Here is a 15,447-nt window from a genome sequence, read left to right as displayed (position 1 = left end):
TATTTGGAAAGCTGTAAGAGTGCTAGCAATCGTTTGCCCCGGACAGGGCTCCCAGACCCCAGGTTTCCTCACCGACTGGCTCGAAGTGGATGGCGTTCGCGACCATCTGTCGGCCCTGAGCGAGATCACCGGACGCGATCTCATCGCCCACGGCACCGTCTCGGATGAAGAGACCATCAAGGACACCGCCGTCGCCCAACCGCTGATCGTCGCCGCCGGACTGGTGACCGCGCGCGCACTGTTCGGTGCGCAGCTGCCCGCCGGCGCCGTCCTCGCCGGACACTCGGTCGGCGAAATCACCGCCTCGGCCCTGGCCGGTGCGCTGGGCGAAAACGATGCGATGAGCTTCGTCCGCACCCGCGCCAATGCGATGGCCGAAGCCGCGGCCGCCACCCCTACCGGCATGGCAGCGGTGCTCGGCGGAGACCCCGAAGAGGTGCTCGCCAAGCTTGACGAACTGGGCTTGACCCCGGCCAACGCCAATGGCGGCGGACAGACAGTCGCCGCCGGCACCCTGGAGCAGCTGGAAACGCTGGTGGCCAACCCGCCGGCGAAGGCCCGCGTGATCCCCTTGAAGGTCGCCGGCGCATTCCACACCAGTCATATGGCCCCCGCTGTGGGCGTGCTCGAAGAACTGTCCAAAACGCTGACCCCGCAGGCCCCGGCACAGCTACTGCTCTCGAACTTCGACGGTGCCCCGGTGGCCAGCGGCGAGGCGAACCTCGGCTCGCTGGTAGCCCAGGTCTCCCGCCCGGTCCGCTGGGACCTGTGCATGGAGACCCTCGCAGCCCAGGGCGTCACCGGCCTGCTGGAGCTCTCCCCCGCAGGCACCCTGGTGGGCCTCGCCCGCCGCGGACTGAAGGGCGTGAAAACCCTCGCGCTGAAAACTCCCGAAGACCTGGGCGCGGCCCGCGACTTCGTCGCCGAGCACACCGCCAACTAGCAGACGGGCAGCTTTCCGCAATCATGAGCGTGCAACTGAAAACTCCGGCCACCAACGCCTACAGCCGCATCCTGGGCACCGGATCCTTCCGCCCGGATGTCGTGGTGACCAACGACGACATCTGCCAATGGATCGACTCCTCGGACGAGTGGATCCGCCAGCGCACCGGCATCATCACCCGCCACCGCGCGGATGCGAACACCTCGGTGCTGGATATGGCCGAAGCCGCCTCCCGCCGCGCTTTGGAAGACGCCGGAATTACCGCCGAGCAGCTGGATACGGTCATCGTCGCCACGGTCACCTTCCCGCATGCCACCCCGTCGGCCGCCTCCGCGCTGACCGAACGCTTGGGCGCCACCCCGGCCCCGGCCTATGACATTTCTGCCGCCTGCGCCGGCTACTGCTACGCGGTGGCTCAGGCCGACGCGCTGGTGCGTGCCGGGCTGGCCCAGCACGTGCTGGTGGTCGGCGTGGAGAAGCTCTCGGATTACATCGACAATTCCGAACGCACCATCTCATTCCTGCTCGGCGACGGCGCAGGCGCCGTGGTGATCGGCGCCTCCGAGGTTCCGGGGATCTCCCCGTCGGTGTGGGGTTCGGACGGTTCGAAGTGGAATGCGATCAGCATGACCCACTCGCAGCTGGCATTGCGCGAATCGGTGCTCGGCAGCGAAAACGAGCTGCTGGAAAGCGCCGTGGACGAACCGCTGGAGGAACACGCCAACCCGTGGCCGACGCTGCGCCAGGACGGCCAGACGGTCTTCCGCTGGGCGGTGTGGGAAATGGCGAAGATGGCCCGCAAGGCCTTGCACGAGGCCGGGATCGAAGCCGAGGATCTGGCCGCGTTCATCCCGCATCAGGCGAATATGCGCATCATCGACGAGATGGTCAAGCAGCTGAAACTTCCCGAATCGGTGGTGGTGGCCCGCGATATCGCCGAAAACGGCAATACCTCCGCGGCCTCGATTCCGATGGCCATGGACCGCATGCGCCGCGAGCACCCTGAGGTTTCGGGCAAGCTCGCCTTGCAGATTGGTTTCGGCGCCGGGCTTGTCTTCGGCGCTCAGGTAGTACTCCTGCCCTAAGCTTTAACCCGAAGGCGAACACCGCCTGGTGGGAACCAGTAAAATTTTCACTAAGCCGGACAGTGCCCCGCACGGGGAACTGCGCCACACACAATGACCGGAATATTCCGGCACTACGAGAAAAGGAGCCACCTGATGGCTAGCAACGAAGAAATCCTGGCGGGCCTCGCCGAAATCGTGAACGCCGAGACCGGCCTGGACGTTGCCGACGTGCAGCTGGACAAGTCCTTCACCGAAGACCTGGACATCGACTCGATCTCGATGATGACCATCGTCGTTGAGGCAGAGGACAAGTTCGAGGTCAAGATCCCGGACGAGGAAGTCAAGAACCTGAAGACCGTTGGCGACGCAGTGAGCTTCATCGCCGCCGCACAGGCCTAAGCATTACCGCCCACCCGTAGCGGTGCGGCAATCCGTCGTGCGGGAAAGCCGCACGCACGGGCCGGTACGTGAAGCCGGCCCCCAATATTTTTACACCGCCCAGTAGAGAGTTTGATGATGGCGCGCAAAGTAGTGATCACCGGTCTCGGAGCCACAACCCCCATCGGTGGGGACGTCCCCACCCTTTGGGAGAACGCCCTCAAGGGCGTCTCCGGCGCCGCCACCCTGACCGATTCCTGGGTGGAGGAATACAACCTGCCCGTCACCTTCGCAGCGCGCGCCTCGGTCCCGGCCACCGATGTGCTTTCCCGCGTGGAAGCCAAGCGCATGGACCCTTCCACCCAGTTCGCCGTGGTTGCCTCGCGCGAAGCGTGGAAGGACTCGGGGATCGAAGAATTCGACCGCAATAAGCTGGCCGTCGCCTTCGCCACCGGCATCGGCGGGGTCTGGACCCTGCTGGACGCCTGGGACACCCTGCGCGAAAAAGGCCCACGCCGTGTGCTGCCGATGACCGTGCCGATGCTCATGCCAAACGGCCCGGCAGCGGCCGTGTCGCTGGATTTGGGCGCCGAAGCCGGCGCGCACACTCCGGTCTCCGCCTGCGCTTCGGGCACCGAGGCCATGCACGTGGGGCTGGAGCTGATCCGCTCGGGCAAGGCCGATATCGTCATGGTCGGCGGTGCGGAAGCCGCGATCCACCCGATGCCGATCGCCGCGTTCTCCTCGATGCAGGCGCTTTCGCGCAGCAACGACAACCCGCAGGGCGCCTCGCGCCCCTACGACATCGACCGCAATGGCTTTGTCATGGGCGAAGGCGCCGGAGCACTGGTGCTGGAGGCCGAAGAGCATGCACTGGCACGTGGCGCACGCATCTACGCCGAACTGGCCGGTACCTCGGTCACCTCCGACGCGCACCACATCACCGCGCCGGATCCGCAGGGTCTGGGTGCGACTCGTGCGCTGAAGGCGGCCATGTTCGATGGCCTCATCCAGCCCGAGGACGTCGTCCACGTCAACGCGCATGCGACCTCCACCCCGGTGGGCGACAAGCCGGAGTACACCGCGCTGAAGGCCGCGCTGGGCGATCACCTGGATGATGTCTGGGTCTCGGCCACCAAGTCGCAGATGGGCCACCTGCTCGGCGCCTCCGGCGCCGTCGAATCGGTGCTGACCACCTTGGCGATCTACAACCGCAAGGCTCCGGTCACGATCAACCTGGACAACCAGGATCCGGAGATCCCGTTGAAGGTCGTCACCGGCCAGCCGGCAATGCTTCCGGCAGAGGGCAGCATTGTGGCGCTGAATAACTCCTTCGGCTTCGGCGGGCACAACGCCGTGGTGGCAATCCGCAGCGTCTAGTTACCGCTTGATTCGGTGGCGGGGCGCCTCTAGTTCTCTAGAGGCACCCCGCCACCGGTGTTTTAACCATCGGTTGGCGGGGCAGAACTATTGTTCGCCACCCCCAGCGTTGTTAGGCTCGGCGGTATCGGCAACCTAGGGAGAAGGGAACTGCCATGCGCAAGCTCATCGCAACAGCGTTTGTTTCGGCGGACGGAGTCATGGAGGCCCCGGGCGGCGAACCGGGGTACCGGAACACCGGGTGGACCATGTCCAGCGTCGATTTCGACCCCGCGGCCTATGAGGTGAAGGGAGCCGAACAAGATGAAGCCGAAGCCATGCTGCTGGGCCGGGTCAGTTACCAATCCTTCAGCGCCGTCTGGCCGGATTTGACCGAGGATTTCCCGAAGTACAACGCGATGCCCAAATACGTGGTGTCTACGACACTGCACGATCATGATTTAGTGGACAACTGGGGCCAGACGCAGATCTTGCGGTCTGCCGCCGAGGTCGCGCGGCTTCGTGCCGGGGATGGTGGACCGCTGATTGTGCACGGGTCCGCGACGTTGCTCCATTCCCTCCAGGAGCATCAGCTGGTCGACCGGTACCACCTGCTGGTCTTCCCGGTGCTGCTCGGCGCGGGCAAGCGGCTGTTCAGTGAGGCCTCGCTGCCGGCGCAGAAATTGGAGCTCATCGATTCGGCCGTGTATTCCAATGGCATCCAGAAGAACGTGTACGACGTGGTGCGCTAACGAACCACCGCCGGCAAACGGGATCCCGATTCACATCGGGATCCCGTTTGTATTGCGGTAACACCCCGCACCACCGGGGATTTACTCGGGAAGACGCAGACAGTCTCCCGGAGACTTATTAACCAGTTGTTATACCACCTGGTTGAGCCATCGAACAGGGATATCTTCACCTGCGTGGCGGAAAGGTTCAAGTTCTTCGTCCCAGGCTTCACCGAGGGCAATGGACATCTCCTGGAAGAAGACGGCCGCGTTCCCGTCGCCCTTTTCGTAGGCCCAACGGATGCGCTCTTCGCCGACCATAATGTTGCCCGAGACGTCGACGGTTGCGTGGAAGATCCCCAGATCCGGGGTGAAAGACCAGCGGCTGCCATCGCAGCCTTCACTTGGTTCTTCGGTGATTTCGAATCGCAGATGCTGCCAACCACGCATGGAAGAGGCGAGCGTGGCCCCGGTACCCTGTGGGCCGGTCCAGCTAATTTCGGCGCGACGAAGTCCAGGCGCTACGTGCTGGTCGGTCCAGTCCATCTTGACCGGTCCACCCAGCACCGCCTCTATGGCCCACTCCAGATGTGGGCATAACGCGGCAGAGGCCGAGTGAATAAAGATCACGCCTCTGGTCATCGGTGCAGACATGCCATCCTCCGTTACGATGTTGATCGTCTTCCCCTACGTCAACTTCGTCGAAGTGCAATTCCTACCGACAAGTACCATTTTGCCCGAACTGTCGCGCTTTCGCCAGCTGTACCGGGAACTTCTCCTAGATTTCACCCAAATCATCAGGCACGCGGGTGCGCTTGCCGGTAACTCTGCCGCAGGCGCTCCACCGATACGTGGGTATATAGCTGCGTGGTTGCCAATGATGAGTGCCCCAAGAACTCTTGCACGGCACGCAGATCTGCTCCGCCGTCGAGCAAATGCGTTGCCACGGTGTGCCGCAACGCGTGCGGTCCGCTCGCCGAGGTGTCCCCCAACGATTCAAGAGCCTGCGCGATTACCTGGCGGGCCTGGCGCACATTGAGCCTAGCCCCGCGGGCTCCGACCAGCAATGCGCCTTCGGCTTCGGGCAGTGCCAAGACGCGGCGGTGGTTTTTCAGCCAAGGTTCGATGACGCGCTCTGCAGGCTTGCCGAAGGGCACCACGCGTTCCTTATTGCCCTTACCTGTCACCCGCAAGGTGCGCCGTTCAAAATCAATGTCTGCAATGTCCAGGGACACCAGCTCGCTGATGCGCAGCCCCGAGGCGTAGAGCAAATCCGCGATCACCCGATCTCGGGCTGCGATCGCCTGGCGTTTTTGTTCCGCCTGCCTGTCGGCCTTGGTCTTCGGGATGTCCGAAGATTCTGCGGGCGGCTCCGGCGCTGGCCGGGAGAGCAACCGGTCGATCTGCCCGGACTGCAGCACATGCGGCAGGCGCTGCTCCTTCTTTGGGGCCACCAACCGAAGCGCCGGATCCTTGGCGACAATTTGGTGTTTGAGCGCCCAGGCAAAAAAATTTTTCACCGACGAGATACGCCGGGCGATGGTGGTGCGGGAAATTTGGGCCTCGTGCAGCTGAGCCAACCATTCGCGGAGCATCTCCACGCTCACCTCGTCCAACTGCCGGACCTTGCAATTTCCGGCCAGATGGCCAGCGACGAGGCGAAGGTCAACGCCATAAGCACGCAAGGTATTCTCGCTCCGGCCGCGTTCCAGGCGAAGATAATCCAGATAGTCGGCGATCGGCTCGGCAATGGCCGCCGGGATCTGTAGAGGTGCGGGGCTGGAAAGTTCGGGCTTCATCTCCTTCAATTTACCGCGTTCTTCGCCGAAACGGATCCGCGGCGCACCAACCGCCAGCGCGCCCCATTGGACTCGACCTTTCCGAGCCGTTCCAAGGCGCTCAGAGCACGCAGGGTGTCCAGAATCGGAATGCCACTCAGGGCCGAAATTTCATCCGGCACGTTTCCCTGCACAAAATTCATCACGTCGTAGATCATTGATTGCGGCTTGCTCAGCCCGTCGGTCGGCCGCGCGTCCTGGACATCCACGGTTTCTGGCACCGGCCGAGGTGGCTCGGATGGAACACCGATCAGCTCCAGCACATCTGCCGCGCTGGTCACCAGGGCTGCGGTACCGGCGGCGAGCAGTCGGTGGGTGCCGGCCGAATTTGGTGAATAGACACTGCCCGGAACCGCGGCGACATCCCGCCCCAGGTCCACCGCGTGACTGGCGGTGTTCAGCGCCCCGGACCGGTGCCGAGCCTCCGTAACTAGCGTAAGCCTACTGATCGCGGCGATTAATCTGTTGCGATTGAGGAATCTGAAGCGAGTGGGCGCGGTCCCCGGAGGCACCTCGGAGAGCAGCAACCCGGTGTCGATGATCTGCCCGAGCAACGTCTCGTTTCCCGCCGGATAGGGCTTATCCGCTCCCCCGGCCAGAATCGTGATCGTCGGATAGCTTGGCGCCTCCAGATCCGCGGCCGAGAGCGCCGCTCGGTGGGCGCTGGCGTCGATTCCGTAGGCGCCACCCGAGACAATGGTAAATCCGCGCAGGGCCAATTTGCGTGCCAGCTCGTAGGTGATCTGGTGTCCATAGTCGCTGGAGTCTCGTGAGCCGACAATCGAAATGCAGCGCTGCGCCTCCTGCACGGCCAGTAGCTGCGGACGCCTGGTGCGCCACCATAGGCACAGGGGCTTGCCCAGGCCGAGCTCATCGAGCTGGGCCGGCCAGGCTGCATCGGTCGGCGTGAGTAATCCGCCGTTGAGCGCAGAGATGCGGTCAAGTGCGTCCAACGGGTTGCTGAAGCCCAGGCGTTTGCGCCAGCGGGTGAGCGCCACCGGCAAGCTCAGCGTCCGGCTTCCCGATGCACCCTGCCCCAGCACCTCGGCCAAGGCAACTGCCAGCCCGCCAGGTACATGGTCTTCGCGGCGAATGAGCCGCACGAGTTCGGCCGGGCTCATCAGTTGCAGCAGTCCATTGCAGGCGTAGTCGTTTGGCTCAATTAGCGTGTTGAGTTCTGCGAGGCACAACTGCTCGGGAGTGTAGGAACAATGCATGACCGATCTCCTATCGGGGCTCGAGGTTTTGCCGAAAATGCAGTGCGGCGTCCAGATCGTCCACCGTCGGCTCTTGGTGTTCTTGCTGGTCGGCTATGGTCCACGCGACACGCAGCATGCGGTCCATGCCGCGGGCCGAAAGATCCGCCTGCTCCGAGATGAGTTCCAGCGCCCGCCGCGTGGCCTGCGGGTAGTGAAGTTCTCGGCGCAAGACCTTGGCCGATAGGCGTGCGTTGCAATTCAGCCCCCAAGGCTTGAGTCTTTCGGTGGCCCGCGCGCGGGCCTGCAGAACTCGTTCGCGGACCTGTGCGCTGGCTTCAACGGCATCCCGCCCGAGCAGCTGCTGGCCGGTGACCGCGTTCATGCGAACCTGGAGGTCGATGCGGTCCAGCAGGGGTCCGGAAAGCTTGGAGAAGTAGCGCCTCCGGGCGTTGGGGGTGCAGGTGCACGCGGTGCCGGTTCCAAAGTTGCGTCCGCAAGGACACGGGTTGGCGGCCAAGATCAGTTGGAAACGCGCAGGCAATTGTTGATGTCCGCTGGCTCGGGCGAGGTTGATCCGCCCTTCCTCGACCGGTTGGCGCAGCGCATCGAGCACACCGGCTTGAAATTCGGTGGCTTCGTCGAGGAACAATATTCCGGCATGGGCCCGGGTGATCGCACCGGGGCGAATGGCTCTGCTTCCGCCGCCGAGCAAGGCCGACGCCGAGGCGGTATGGTGTGGCGCGACGAAGGGAGGCGTTCGTTGAAGTTGCTTGATGCCGCCTTGCCCGCCGCGGGTAATCGAATGGATCGCCGTCGCTTCGAGCGAGTCGGGGTCATCGAGCGGCGGGAGGATGCCCGGCAGGCAGCGCGCCAGCATCGTCTTGCCCGCTCCGGCCGGTCCCACCATGATCAGATGGTGACCGCCCGCGGCTGCGATTTCCAAGGCCAGCTTGGCTTCGAGCTGGCCGTTGACCAGGCATAGATCTTGGGGTGGCTCATCGGCCGCGGGCACTTGTTCGGTGGGTTGGCGCCGATGCCGAAGGTAGGTGCGAATGCTTTCCACCGGTGCCCCGCAAAATTCCAGCACTTCTCCGAGATGCTCCGCCCCGGTAACCCGCATACCGGGGACGAGCGCTGCCTCCTGGGCGTTAGCGGCACTCACCACCACATGAGTGTAGCCAGCGCCGAGCGCAAACCGTACGGTGGGCAGCACCCCGGCCACCGGCCGCAAGGTACCGTCCAGGGCCAGCTCGGCTAAGAAGATCGTCCGTGCTGGCACGGACAGCTGGTTGTCCGCGGCCAAGGCCGCGATGACGATCGCCAAGTCGAAGCCCGAGCCGAATTTCGGCAGCGTCGCCGGGCTGAGATTCACCGTGAGCTTCCGGTTGGCCAGGGGAATCCCGCTGTTTCGGGCGGCGGCTTTGATTCGTTCGCGGGCCTCGTTCAGGGAGGCATCCGGCAGGCCCAGAATCAGGAATCCAGGAATGCCGTTGCCAAGGTCCGCCTCCACATCGATCAGCGCGGCTTGCACCCCGTGCAGCGCGACCGCACAGGTGCGTGCCACGCTCATGCCCGCACCTGCTGGTGATGTTCGCAGCTGAACCCCGCGGCCTTGGGGTAGACCTCCACGATGTCGATCCGCAAGATGCCGATGTAGCGTTGGCGGGCTTGGCTCCATTGGATCAGCAATCGTTGCAGGCGACGATATTTCGTCGGAGTAATCGCCTCGAAGCCGGTGCCATAGCGTATCGAGCTTCGGGTTTTCACTTCGACTGCCAGCACAAACCCGTCGGCGTCTGCCGCCACCAGATCGAGCTCCCCGGATTTGCAGCGCCAATTGCGATCGAGGATCGTATAACCCTGTGCGGTGAGGTAGTCGGCGGCGGCTTGTTCGCCTTGCGCACCGAGAACTTGGTGTTTGTTTTTCATGACGAAACTTTCATATAGGACTCATGACTTGTCATTCATCATGCGGGCGCACGGGTTCAACGCGTGTTGCCTGGCTACCAGTTGTGGAGAAACCGTGGATTCAGGAAAATCCAGTCATCGGAGGACCTCCCCGCCGAACCGATCTGCTGGTTGGATCCGTTTCCCACCGACGGCAATCCCTGATTGCGGGCGCGACAGCGAGCCAAAGGGGCCGCGGCACTCGGAGCATCGGACTATTCGCCACTTCTGGAGTCCTCGCAACTTGGTGAATCGAAATCATGATGGTGCGCAACTTTCATGGAATAACGACCAACCAGCGAATTCTTGAAACTCGCATCCCTTTGGATTCTCCATGGATTCTGAATTTGCCCACGGAGTTTTACGCATGCATAACTATCTATAAAACAGGCCTACTCAGCGTTGCTCTTGCTGATATTTGATAAATCCCCGTCTTCAATTTCGGTCGTTCGTCTACGAAGAATTGGGCGTTTGAAATACGGCGACCAAGAAACTTCGTTCCCGGAAATAATCTTCATGAATATTCAACTTGGCAAGATTTCCATTAACTCGGCACATTGCGCACCGGACCCGCGAAGCCGGAATTCTGCTTGCGTGCGGGCGCCGATTGAACCGCACTGTCCGGATTCAAGCGGCTCTATGGGTCAGCCGGAGATCGGATCGCTGACCAGGATTTTGACCCACCGTCTATAACAATTGGGTAACTTGCGATTCAGCGCCTAGAATCCGCGATAAGTTGAGGTTTTAGGAGCATGATATTGGAGGATTTTGCACTTAGCCAGAGAACAATTCTCCGGCAATTTGTTAGTGTGGATATCCGGTCTCGACATGCAGTTTGTGTCGACCAAGAATAAAAGAATCAAGGACCCTGCACGAGCTGGAGGTTTACTTCGGGCCGTGCAAGCAAGAAGCGAGTGCCAGCGATCTTTAGTTCGAGGATTCGACTGCTGCGACCGCGGCTTGTGGTCCCCAATCGGCCCGTGCCTTCACAGGTAGACGGGCAGTGGAGACAATGACCAGCAACATCGCCGTCAAGGTCGAGAACTTGTATAAGGTCTTCGGTCGCAAACCGCAGGAAGCGGTGAAGAAGCTCAAAGCCGGTACGAAGCGGCAAGATCTGCCTGCATCGAACACCGCAGCCGTTATCGATGCCTCCTTTGAAGTTAAAGAAGGCGAAATTTTTGTCGTCATGGGCCTCTCCGGCTCGGGCAAATCCACGCTGATCCGCACGCTGAACGGCTTGTGGGACGCTACCTCGGGGCAGATCACCGTCGGGGAAGACAAGATCACCGGGATGTCGGCCGCGAAGCTGCGCGAGGTGCGGCGAAAACGTGTCTCTATGGTTTTCCAGCACTTCGCCTTGCTGCCGCACCGTTCCGTATTGGCCAATGTGGCCTACCCGCTCGAGCAGCAGGGCGTGGGCCGGGCCCAGCGGCTGTCCACCGCCGCGAAAACCTTGGATCTGGTCGGCTTGACCGGCTGGGGCGACAAGATGCCCAGCGAACTATCCGGTGGCATGCAGCAGCGCGTGGGCATCGCCCGGGCGCTGGCGGCAGACACCGAACTGCTGCTTATGGACGAGGCGTTCTCCGCCCTTGACCCGCTGATCCGCCGCGAGATGCAAGAACAGCTGGTTCAGCTGCAAGCCAAGCTCGGTAAGACGATCGTGTTCATCACCCACGATTTGAATGAGGCGATGTTCCTCGGGGACCGGATCGCGGTGATGCGCGACGGGCAGATCGTCCAGGTGGGCACCCCGGAGGAAATCCTGATGGATCCGGCCAACGACTACGTGGCCCAGTTCGTGCAGGATGTGGACCGCGCCCGTGTGCTGACCGCCTCCTCGGTGCTCGAGCCGACTAGGGCGGTCATCCAGGAGACGGCCGGGCCGCGCAACGCCCTGCGCACCATGCACGAGATGTTCCTCTCCGCGGCGATCGTCACCGACCGGGACCGCAAGGTGCTGGGGATGATCACCGACCGCGACGCGCTGAAGCTGGTCCGCCAGGGCGAGACTTCCATCGCCTCGAAGATCCAGCCGCTGGAATCGGTGAACCGCGACACGCAGCTGATCGACCTGTTCGTTCCCTCGGTGGAGTCCCCCTTGCCGGTGACCGTCACCGATAGCGAGAACCGCTTGCTGGGAGTGATCCCGCGGGTGACGCTGCTGGCGGCCCTGGCTTCCACTGCCCCACCGACCGAAGAAATGACGGTGCTGGATCAACCGCTGCCGGGCAATGTTGTCAGCGCGGCCCTGCAGGGCGCCGGGGAGGAAAACTAATGAACGACTTCATTATTCCGGTTGGAGATACCGCCGAAAAGGGCGTCAACTGGGTCGTAGACAATCTGGGCCCGTTCTTCGATTTTCTGCGCGCGATCTTCGTGGAGATGTATGACGGGGTCTATTACGTGCTGGGCACTCCGCACTTCTCGATCATCATCGCGTTGGTGGCACTCATTGCGCTCTTCGCCCGCGGCTGGCAGTTCATGCTCGGCGCGGCGCTCGGGCTGGTCTTGATCGTGGGCATGGACCAATGGGATAACGCCATGATCACTCTGGCTCTAGTACTCGTGGCAACCTTCTGGGCGCTGTTGATCTCGCTGCCGCTGGGGATTTGGGCGGCCAAGTCGCAGACCTTCTCGCAGATCGTCCGGCCATTTTTGGACTTCCTGCAGACCATGCCGGCCTTCGTCTACTTGATTCCGGCGCTGATGCTCTTCCGCGTCGGCGTGGCCCCGGGCATCGTGGCCACGATCGCCTTCGCGTTGGCCCCCGGCGTGCGCTTCACCGAACTGGGCATCCGCTCGGTGGATCGGGAAGTGGTCGAGGCCGGCCAGGCCTTCGGCTCCTCCCCCGGGCGCATCCTGCGCCAGATCCAACTTCCACTAGCCCTGCCGACCATCATGGCCGGCGTCAACCAGGTCATCATGCTTTCGCTGTCCATGGTCGTGATCGCCGGCATGGTCGGTGCCGGCGGCCTAGGCGGCGACGTGATCGCCTCGCTGGGCCGGCTGGATACCGCACTGGGCGTCGAGGCAGGACTGGGCGTGGTGATCCTCGCGATGATCCTGGATCGGTTGACCAATGCCTTCGGACGGCAGTCCGGGCTCTTCACCTGGTTCGCCAAGCGCCGCAAGGCCGCAGCCAAGGCGAAGGAACAAGAACTCGCGGCCTGAACCCCGTGCTGAATCACCAATGAATCCGGCGGAATTGACCGCCACACCGAAAGGAAACACGATCATGAAACGCAATTACTTCAAAGTTGGAGCGGTTCTCGCCGCCAGCGCCCTGGCGTTGACCGCCTGCGGCAACGATGGCGGAAACGAAGCCGCCGGAGAAGACAAGAAGCTGAATATCGCGGTCTTCAACGGCTGGGATGAAGGCATCGCCAGCAGCGAGCTGTGGAAGGCGGTGCTGGAGGAAAAGGGCTACGAGGTCGAGCTGACCAACTCCGACGTCGCTCCCCTCTTTGAGGGACTGTCCTCGGGCGACTACGACCTGACCACCGACGTGTGGCTGCCGGTCACGCACGCCTCCTACCTGGAAGACTACGGCGACGAGATCGAGGATCTGGGCGCATGGAACACCGAGTCGCGGCTGACCGTAGCCGTCAACGAGGACGCGCCGATCGATTCACTGGATGAGTTGGCGGCGAACGCGGACGAGTTCAACAACCGCATCGTGGGCATCGAACCCGGTGCCGGATTGACCGAGGCCATGAATGAGGCGGCCATCCCGGAGTACGGTCTGGACGATATGGAATTCCTGACCAGCTCCACCGCCGCGATGCTCACCGAGCTGGAGACCGCGACAAATAACGGCGAGAACATCGTGGTCACCCTCTGGGAGCCGCACTGGGCGAACGCCGCATTCCCGGTGAAGAACCTGGAAGACCCGAAGGGCTCCCTGGGTGACGCCGAAGGCATTCACACCTTCAGCCGCACCGGCTTCGCCGACGACCACGCCGAGGTAGCCAAGTGGATGGGCGACTTCAAGATGGATCTGGAGACCCTCTACGATCTGGAGAACCTGCTGTTCGTCGAGAACGACACCGACGACTACCAGCCGCTGGTCAAGCAGTGGATGGAAGAGAACCGCGAGTTCGTCGACGGCATGACCAGCTAACCATTTAGCGTTAGCCGTTCAGCGCACAAAGGCTCCCAACCAGTTGCTGGTTGGGAGCCTTCGTGCGTTCGGTGCGTTTAGCCCTGCAGTCCTTCTTTGGGGATCTGCAGTTCGTCGCGGTTCAGCTCCTCGACGTTCACATCCTTGAAGGTCAGCACCTTCACGGTCTTCACGAAGCGGCCCTGGCGGTAGATATCCCAGACCCAGGCGTCGGTGAGGTTCAGCTCGAAGTACACCTCGCCGGAATCGGTCAGGGTCTTCACATCGACCTGATTCGCCAGATAAAAGCGGCGTTCGGTTTCCACCACATAGTTAAACAGCCCCACCACGGCCTTGTACTCGCGGTACAGCTGTAATTCGAGGTCTGATTCGTAGTTTTCGAGGTCTTCGGCAGCCATGGTTCGTCCTTTGTCTCTAGGTTTTACCTTGGGCCTTTTCGGGCTTGGAAGTCAAGTTCCAACTTTTCCGGTGCAGGTTGCAGGGGCCAAGTTTTTCGATTGCCGCCCGATGCGTGGCGGTGGCATAGCCCTTGTTGATTTCCCAGCCGAAGGCCGGATACTCGGTGGCGGCCTGGACCATGATCCCGTCGCGCTCCACTTTCGCCAGGATCGAGGCGCCGGCGATCGCCTGGCAGGTCATGTCTCCCTTGATGATCGTGCGCACCGGAATGTGCAGCCCCACCGGTTCGCGCTCATCGTCCAGCAGGTCGAAAAGATCCTGCTCCGGCGCGGTGAGCCAGTCGTAGCTGCCGTCCAAGAGGATCGCCTCGGGGGCCACGGCGCTCTGTGCGACGGCGCGGGTGCCGGCTAGGCGCAGCGCCCCGGTGACCCCGAGCTGATCGATCTCCGCGGCGCTGGCATGCCCCACGCCGTAGCCGAGCGCCCATTCGCGCACCGGGGTCACAAGTTCTTCGCGGCGCGCGGGGGTGAGCAGCTTCGAATCGCGCAGTTCGGGGAATTCGGTCACCTGCTGCATGTCGATGACGCTGACGCCCACCGTGATGGGGCCGGCCAAGGCGCCGCGGCCCACCTCATCCACCGCGCCGATGAAGCGCACGTCGTGCTCGGCCGCCAGGGCCCGCTCGTGCTCCAGGGTCGTGGGCTGTGCCTTAGTCGTGGCCATGGGCCGGGGCCTAGTTGCTGCCTGCGTCAGGGACGTTGGCGAAGACTTCTTCGTGGGTGTCGATCCCGCCGAGTCGGTTCAGCGGCCAGGAGATGACCGAGGCGCGGCCCTGGACGGACTCCAGGTCCACGAAGCCGCCCTGGACATCGACGTGGAAGCGCGAGTCGGCGCTGGCGCCGCGGTGATCACCCATGACCCAGACCTTTCCCTCCGGAACCGTCACCTGGAACTTGATGTCGCTCGGTGCGTCGCCCGCGAAGATGTACGATTCGTCGATGGGTTCGCCGTTGATGGTGAGCTTGCCATCGGAGCTGCAGCACTCGACGGTGTCCCCCGGCATGCCGATGATGCGTTTGACCAAGTACTGCTCGTCGGCGGCCGGCAGGATGCCAACCCAGGACAGTGCGTTTTCCAAGGCGGTCGGGTCGTTTTCCAGGGGCGGCAGCCACTGCAGGTCGTCGCGGAAGACCACCACGTCGCCGCGTTCGAGGTCGAACGGGCCGGGAGTCATCAGGTTGGCGAAGATGCGGTCGTTGATCTGCAGCGTATTCTCCATCGACCCCGAGGGGATGTAGTACGCACGGAAGAAGAACGTCTTGATGAGCAAGGAGAGCGCAATAGCGATGACGAGAATGATCAGCACTTCTCGTACAAATCGCCAAAGCCGGTACAACGGGCCCCGCGCTGGGGGTACTTCTGCGGATTCGGCGCTCACGTTCGGTTTCTTACCTTTCACT

General features: G+C 62.7%; 16 protein-coding genes. 8 read left to right on the top strand and 8 right to left on the bottom strand.

The window, feature by feature from the left end:
* Positions 1 to 19: 19 nt before the first annotated feature.
* The 5 genes from ACT3UA_RS07620 to ACT3UA_RS07600 all read left to right on the top strand — a co-directional run bounded on the left by ACT3UA_RS07620 (position 20) and on the right by ACT3UA_RS07600 (position 4,499).
* Entirely contained in the window at positions 20 to 943 is a 924-nt protein-coding gene (locus ACT3UA_RS07620) for an ACP S-malonyltransferase (protein WP_096287015.1), read from the top strand.
* Between the two features lie 23 nt (positions 944 to 966).
* On the top strand, positions 967 to 2,028 hold the full coding sequence (locus ACT3UA_RS07615) for a beta-ketoacyl-ACP synthase III (RefSeq protein WP_096287017.1): 1,062 nt from the start codon (positions 967 to 969) through the stop codon (positions 2,026 to 2,028).
* Positions 2,029 to 2,163: 135 nt separating this feature from the next.
* Positions 2,164 to 2,409, top strand: a complete 246-nt coding sequence (locus ACT3UA_RS07610) for an acyl carrier protein (RefSeq protein ID WP_096287019.1) — start codon at positions 2,164 to 2,166, stop codon at positions 2,407 to 2,409.
* A 117-nt stretch (positions 2,410 to 2,526) separates the two neighbouring features.
* The gene (locus tag ACT3UA_RS07605) at positions 2,527 to 3,768 is read left to right on the top strand and encodes a beta-ketoacyl-[acyl-carrier-protein] synthase family protein (protein WP_096287061.1); all 1,242 of its coding nucleotides are present in this window, start codon (positions 2,527 to 2,529) and stop codon (positions 3,766 to 3,768) included.
* Positions 3,769 to 3,923: 155 nt separating this feature from the next.
* Complete coding sequence (locus ACT3UA_RS07600; protein WP_096287021.1) at positions 3,924 to 4,499, top strand: dihydrofolate reductase family protein; 576 nt, start codon at positions 3,924 to 3,926, stop codon at positions 4,497 to 4,499.
* A 129-nt stretch (positions 4,500 to 4,628) separates the two neighbouring features.
* On the opposite strand, the gene ACT3UA_RS07595 is transcribed toward ACT3UA_RS07600, so the two are convergent.
* From ACT3UA_RS07595 to ACT3UA_RS07575, 5 genes are all read right to left on the bottom strand, one after another.
* Positions 4,629 to 5,132: a DUF3145 domain-containing protein gene (locus tag ACT3UA_RS07595; protein WP_096287023.1), complete on the bottom strand. Its 504-nt coding sequence runs from the start codon at positions 5,130 to 5,132 to the stop codon at positions 4,629 to 4,631.
* Positions 5,133 to 5,275: 143 nt separating this feature from the next.
* Complete coding sequence (locus ACT3UA_RS07590) at positions 5,276 to 6,277, bottom strand: tyrosine recombinase XerC (protein ID WP_444615849.1); 1,002 nt, start codon at positions 6,275 to 6,277, stop codon at positions 5,276 to 5,278.
* 5 nt (positions 6,278 to 6,282) lie between these two features.
* A complete protein-coding gene (gene dprA / locus ACT3UA_RS07585) occupies positions 6,283 to 7,533 on the bottom strand; it encodes a DNA-processing protein DprA (protein ID WP_444615847.1) in 1,251 nt (416 codons plus the stop codon).
* 10 nt (positions 7,534 to 7,543) lie between these two features.
* Positions 7,544 to 9,085 carry a YifB family Mg chelatase-like AAA ATPase gene (locus ACT3UA_RS07580; protein WP_105552022.1) on the bottom strand — a complete coding sequence of 514 codons (1,542 nt, stop codon included), beginning with the start codon at positions 9,083 to 9,085 and terminating at the stop codon, positions 7,544 to 7,546.
* Positions 9,082 to 9,444 carry a YraN family protein gene (locus ACT3UA_RS07575; protein WP_105552021.1) on the bottom strand — a complete coding sequence of 121 codons (363 nt, stop codon included), beginning with the start codon at positions 9,442 to 9,444 and terminating at the stop codon, positions 9,082 to 9,084. Before ACT3UA_RS07575 ends, ACT3UA_RS07580 begins: the two co-directional genes overlap by 4 nt.
* 1,030 nt (positions 9,445 to 10,474) lie before the next feature.
* Between ACT3UA_RS07575 and ACT3UA_RS07570 the strand changes: the two genes are divergently transcribed.
* The 3 genes from ACT3UA_RS07570 (at position 10,475) to ACT3UA_RS07560 (ending at position 13,588) form a co-directional block, all read left to right on the top strand.
* Positions 10,475 to 11,743 (top strand): quaternary amine ABC transporter ATP-binding protein, encoded by a 1,269-nt coding sequence (locus ACT3UA_RS07570; RefSeq protein ID WP_105552020.1) that lies wholly within the window; start codon positions 10,475 to 10,477, stop codon positions 11,741 to 11,743.
* A complete protein-coding gene (locus ACT3UA_RS07565; protein ID WP_096287035.1) occupies positions 11,743 to 12,639 on the top strand; it encodes an ABC transporter permease in 897 nt (298 codons plus the stop codon). The genes ACT3UA_RS07570 and ACT3UA_RS07565 overlap by 1 nt, the downstream gene beginning before the upstream one ends.
* A gap of 64 nt (positions 12,640 to 12,703) precedes the next feature.
* Positions 12,704 to 13,588 (top strand): glycine betaine ABC transporter substrate-binding protein, encoded by an 885-nt coding sequence (locus tag ACT3UA_RS07560; protein ID WP_444615843.1) that lies wholly within the window; start codon positions 12,704 to 12,706, stop codon positions 13,586 to 13,588.
* A gap of 77 nt (positions 13,589 to 13,665) precedes the next feature.
* Here ACT3UA_RS07560 and ACT3UA_RS07555 read toward each other — a convergent pair whose 3' ends face one another.
* The 3 genes from ACT3UA_RS07555 to lepB are packed head-to-tail and all read right to left on the bottom strand — an operon-like array spanning position 13,666 to position 15,425.
* Positions 13,666 to 13,986, bottom strand: a complete 321-nt coding sequence (locus ACT3UA_RS07555) for a DUF2469 domain-containing protein (RefSeq protein WP_096287037.1) — start codon at positions 13,984 to 13,986, stop codon at positions 13,666 to 13,668.
* 16 nt (positions 13,987 to 14,002) lie between these two features.
* Complete coding sequence (locus ACT3UA_RS07550; RefSeq protein WP_444615841.1) at positions 14,003 to 14,710, bottom strand: ribonuclease HII; 708 nt, start codon at positions 14,708 to 14,710, stop codon at positions 14,003 to 14,005.
* Between the two features lie 10 nt (positions 14,711 to 14,720).
* Positions 14,721 to 15,425, bottom strand: coding sequence for a signal peptidase I (gene lepB / locus ACT3UA_RS07545; RefSeq protein ID WP_255248458.1), 705 nt, complete (start codon positions 15,423 to 15,425; stop codon positions 14,721 to 14,723).
* Positions 15,426 to 15,447: the final 22 nt, after the last annotated feature.

Source organism: Glutamicibacter sp. 363 (assembly GCF_052379505.1).
GTDB lineage: Bacteria > Actinomycetota > Actinomycetes > Actinomycetales > Micrococcaceae > Glutamicibacter.
The sequence above is the reverse complement of the archived record's forward strand: the minus strand, read 5'-3'. Positions and strand labels throughout refer to the sequence as shown.

Bases quoted from the DNA above. Each gene is read 5' to 3' on its own strand.
- ACT3UA_RS07555 (WP_096287037.1), bottom strand. From the start codon at position 13,986: ATGGCTGCCGAAGACCTCGAAAACTACGAATCAGACCTCGAATTACAG.
- ACT3UA_RS07570 (WP_105552020.1), top strand. From the start codon at position 10,475: ATGACCAGCAACATCGCCGTCAAGGTCGAGAACTTGTATAAGGTCTTC.
- ACT3UA_RS07615 (WP_096287017.1), top strand. From the start codon at position 967: ATGAGCGTGCAACTGAAAACTCCGGCCACCAACGCCTACAGCCGCATC.
- ACT3UA_RS07605 (WP_096287061.1), top strand. From the start codon at position 2,527: ATGGCGCGCAAAGTAGTGATCACCGGTCTCGGAGCCACAACCCCCATC.
- dprA (WP_444615847.1), bottom strand. From the start codon at position 7,533: ATGCATTGTTCCTACACTCCCGAGCAGTTGTGCCTCGCAGAACTCAAC.
- ACT3UA_RS07590 (WP_444615849.1), bottom strand. From the start codon at position 6,277: ATGAAGCCCGAACTTTCCAGCCCCGCACCTCTACAGATCCCGGCGGCC.
- ACT3UA_RS07560 (WP_444615843.1), top strand. From the start codon at position 12,704: ATGAAACGCAATTACTTCAAAGTTGGAGCGGTTCTCGCCGCCAGCGCC.
- ACT3UA_RS07575 (WP_105552021.1), bottom strand. From the start codon at position 9,444: ATGAAAAACAAACACCAAGTTCTCGGTGCGCAAGGCGAACAAGCCGCC.
- ACT3UA_RS07550 (WP_444615841.1), bottom strand. From the start codon at position 14,710: ATGGCCACGACTAAGGCACAGCCCACGACCCTGGAGCACGAGCGGGCC.
- ACT3UA_RS07600 (WP_096287021.1), top strand. From the start codon at position 3,924: ATGCGCAAGCTCATCGCAACAGCGTTTGTTTCGGCGGACGGAGTCATG.
- ACT3UA_RS07595 (WP_096287023.1), bottom strand. From the start codon at position 5,132: ATGTCTGCACCGATGACCAGAGGCGTGATCTTTATTCACTCGGCCTCT.
- ACT3UA_RS07580 (WP_105552022.1), bottom strand. From the start codon at position 9,085: ATGAGCGTGGCACGCACCTGTGCGGTCGCGCTGCACGGGGTGCAAGCC.
- ACT3UA_RS07565 (WP_096287035.1), top strand. From the start codon at position 11,743: ATGAACGACTTCATTATTCCGGTTGGAGATACCGCCGAAAAGGGCGTC.
- ACT3UA_RS07610 (WP_096287019.1), top strand. From the start codon at position 2,164: ATGGCTAGCAACGAAGAAATCCTGGCGGGCCTCGCCGAAATCGTGAAC.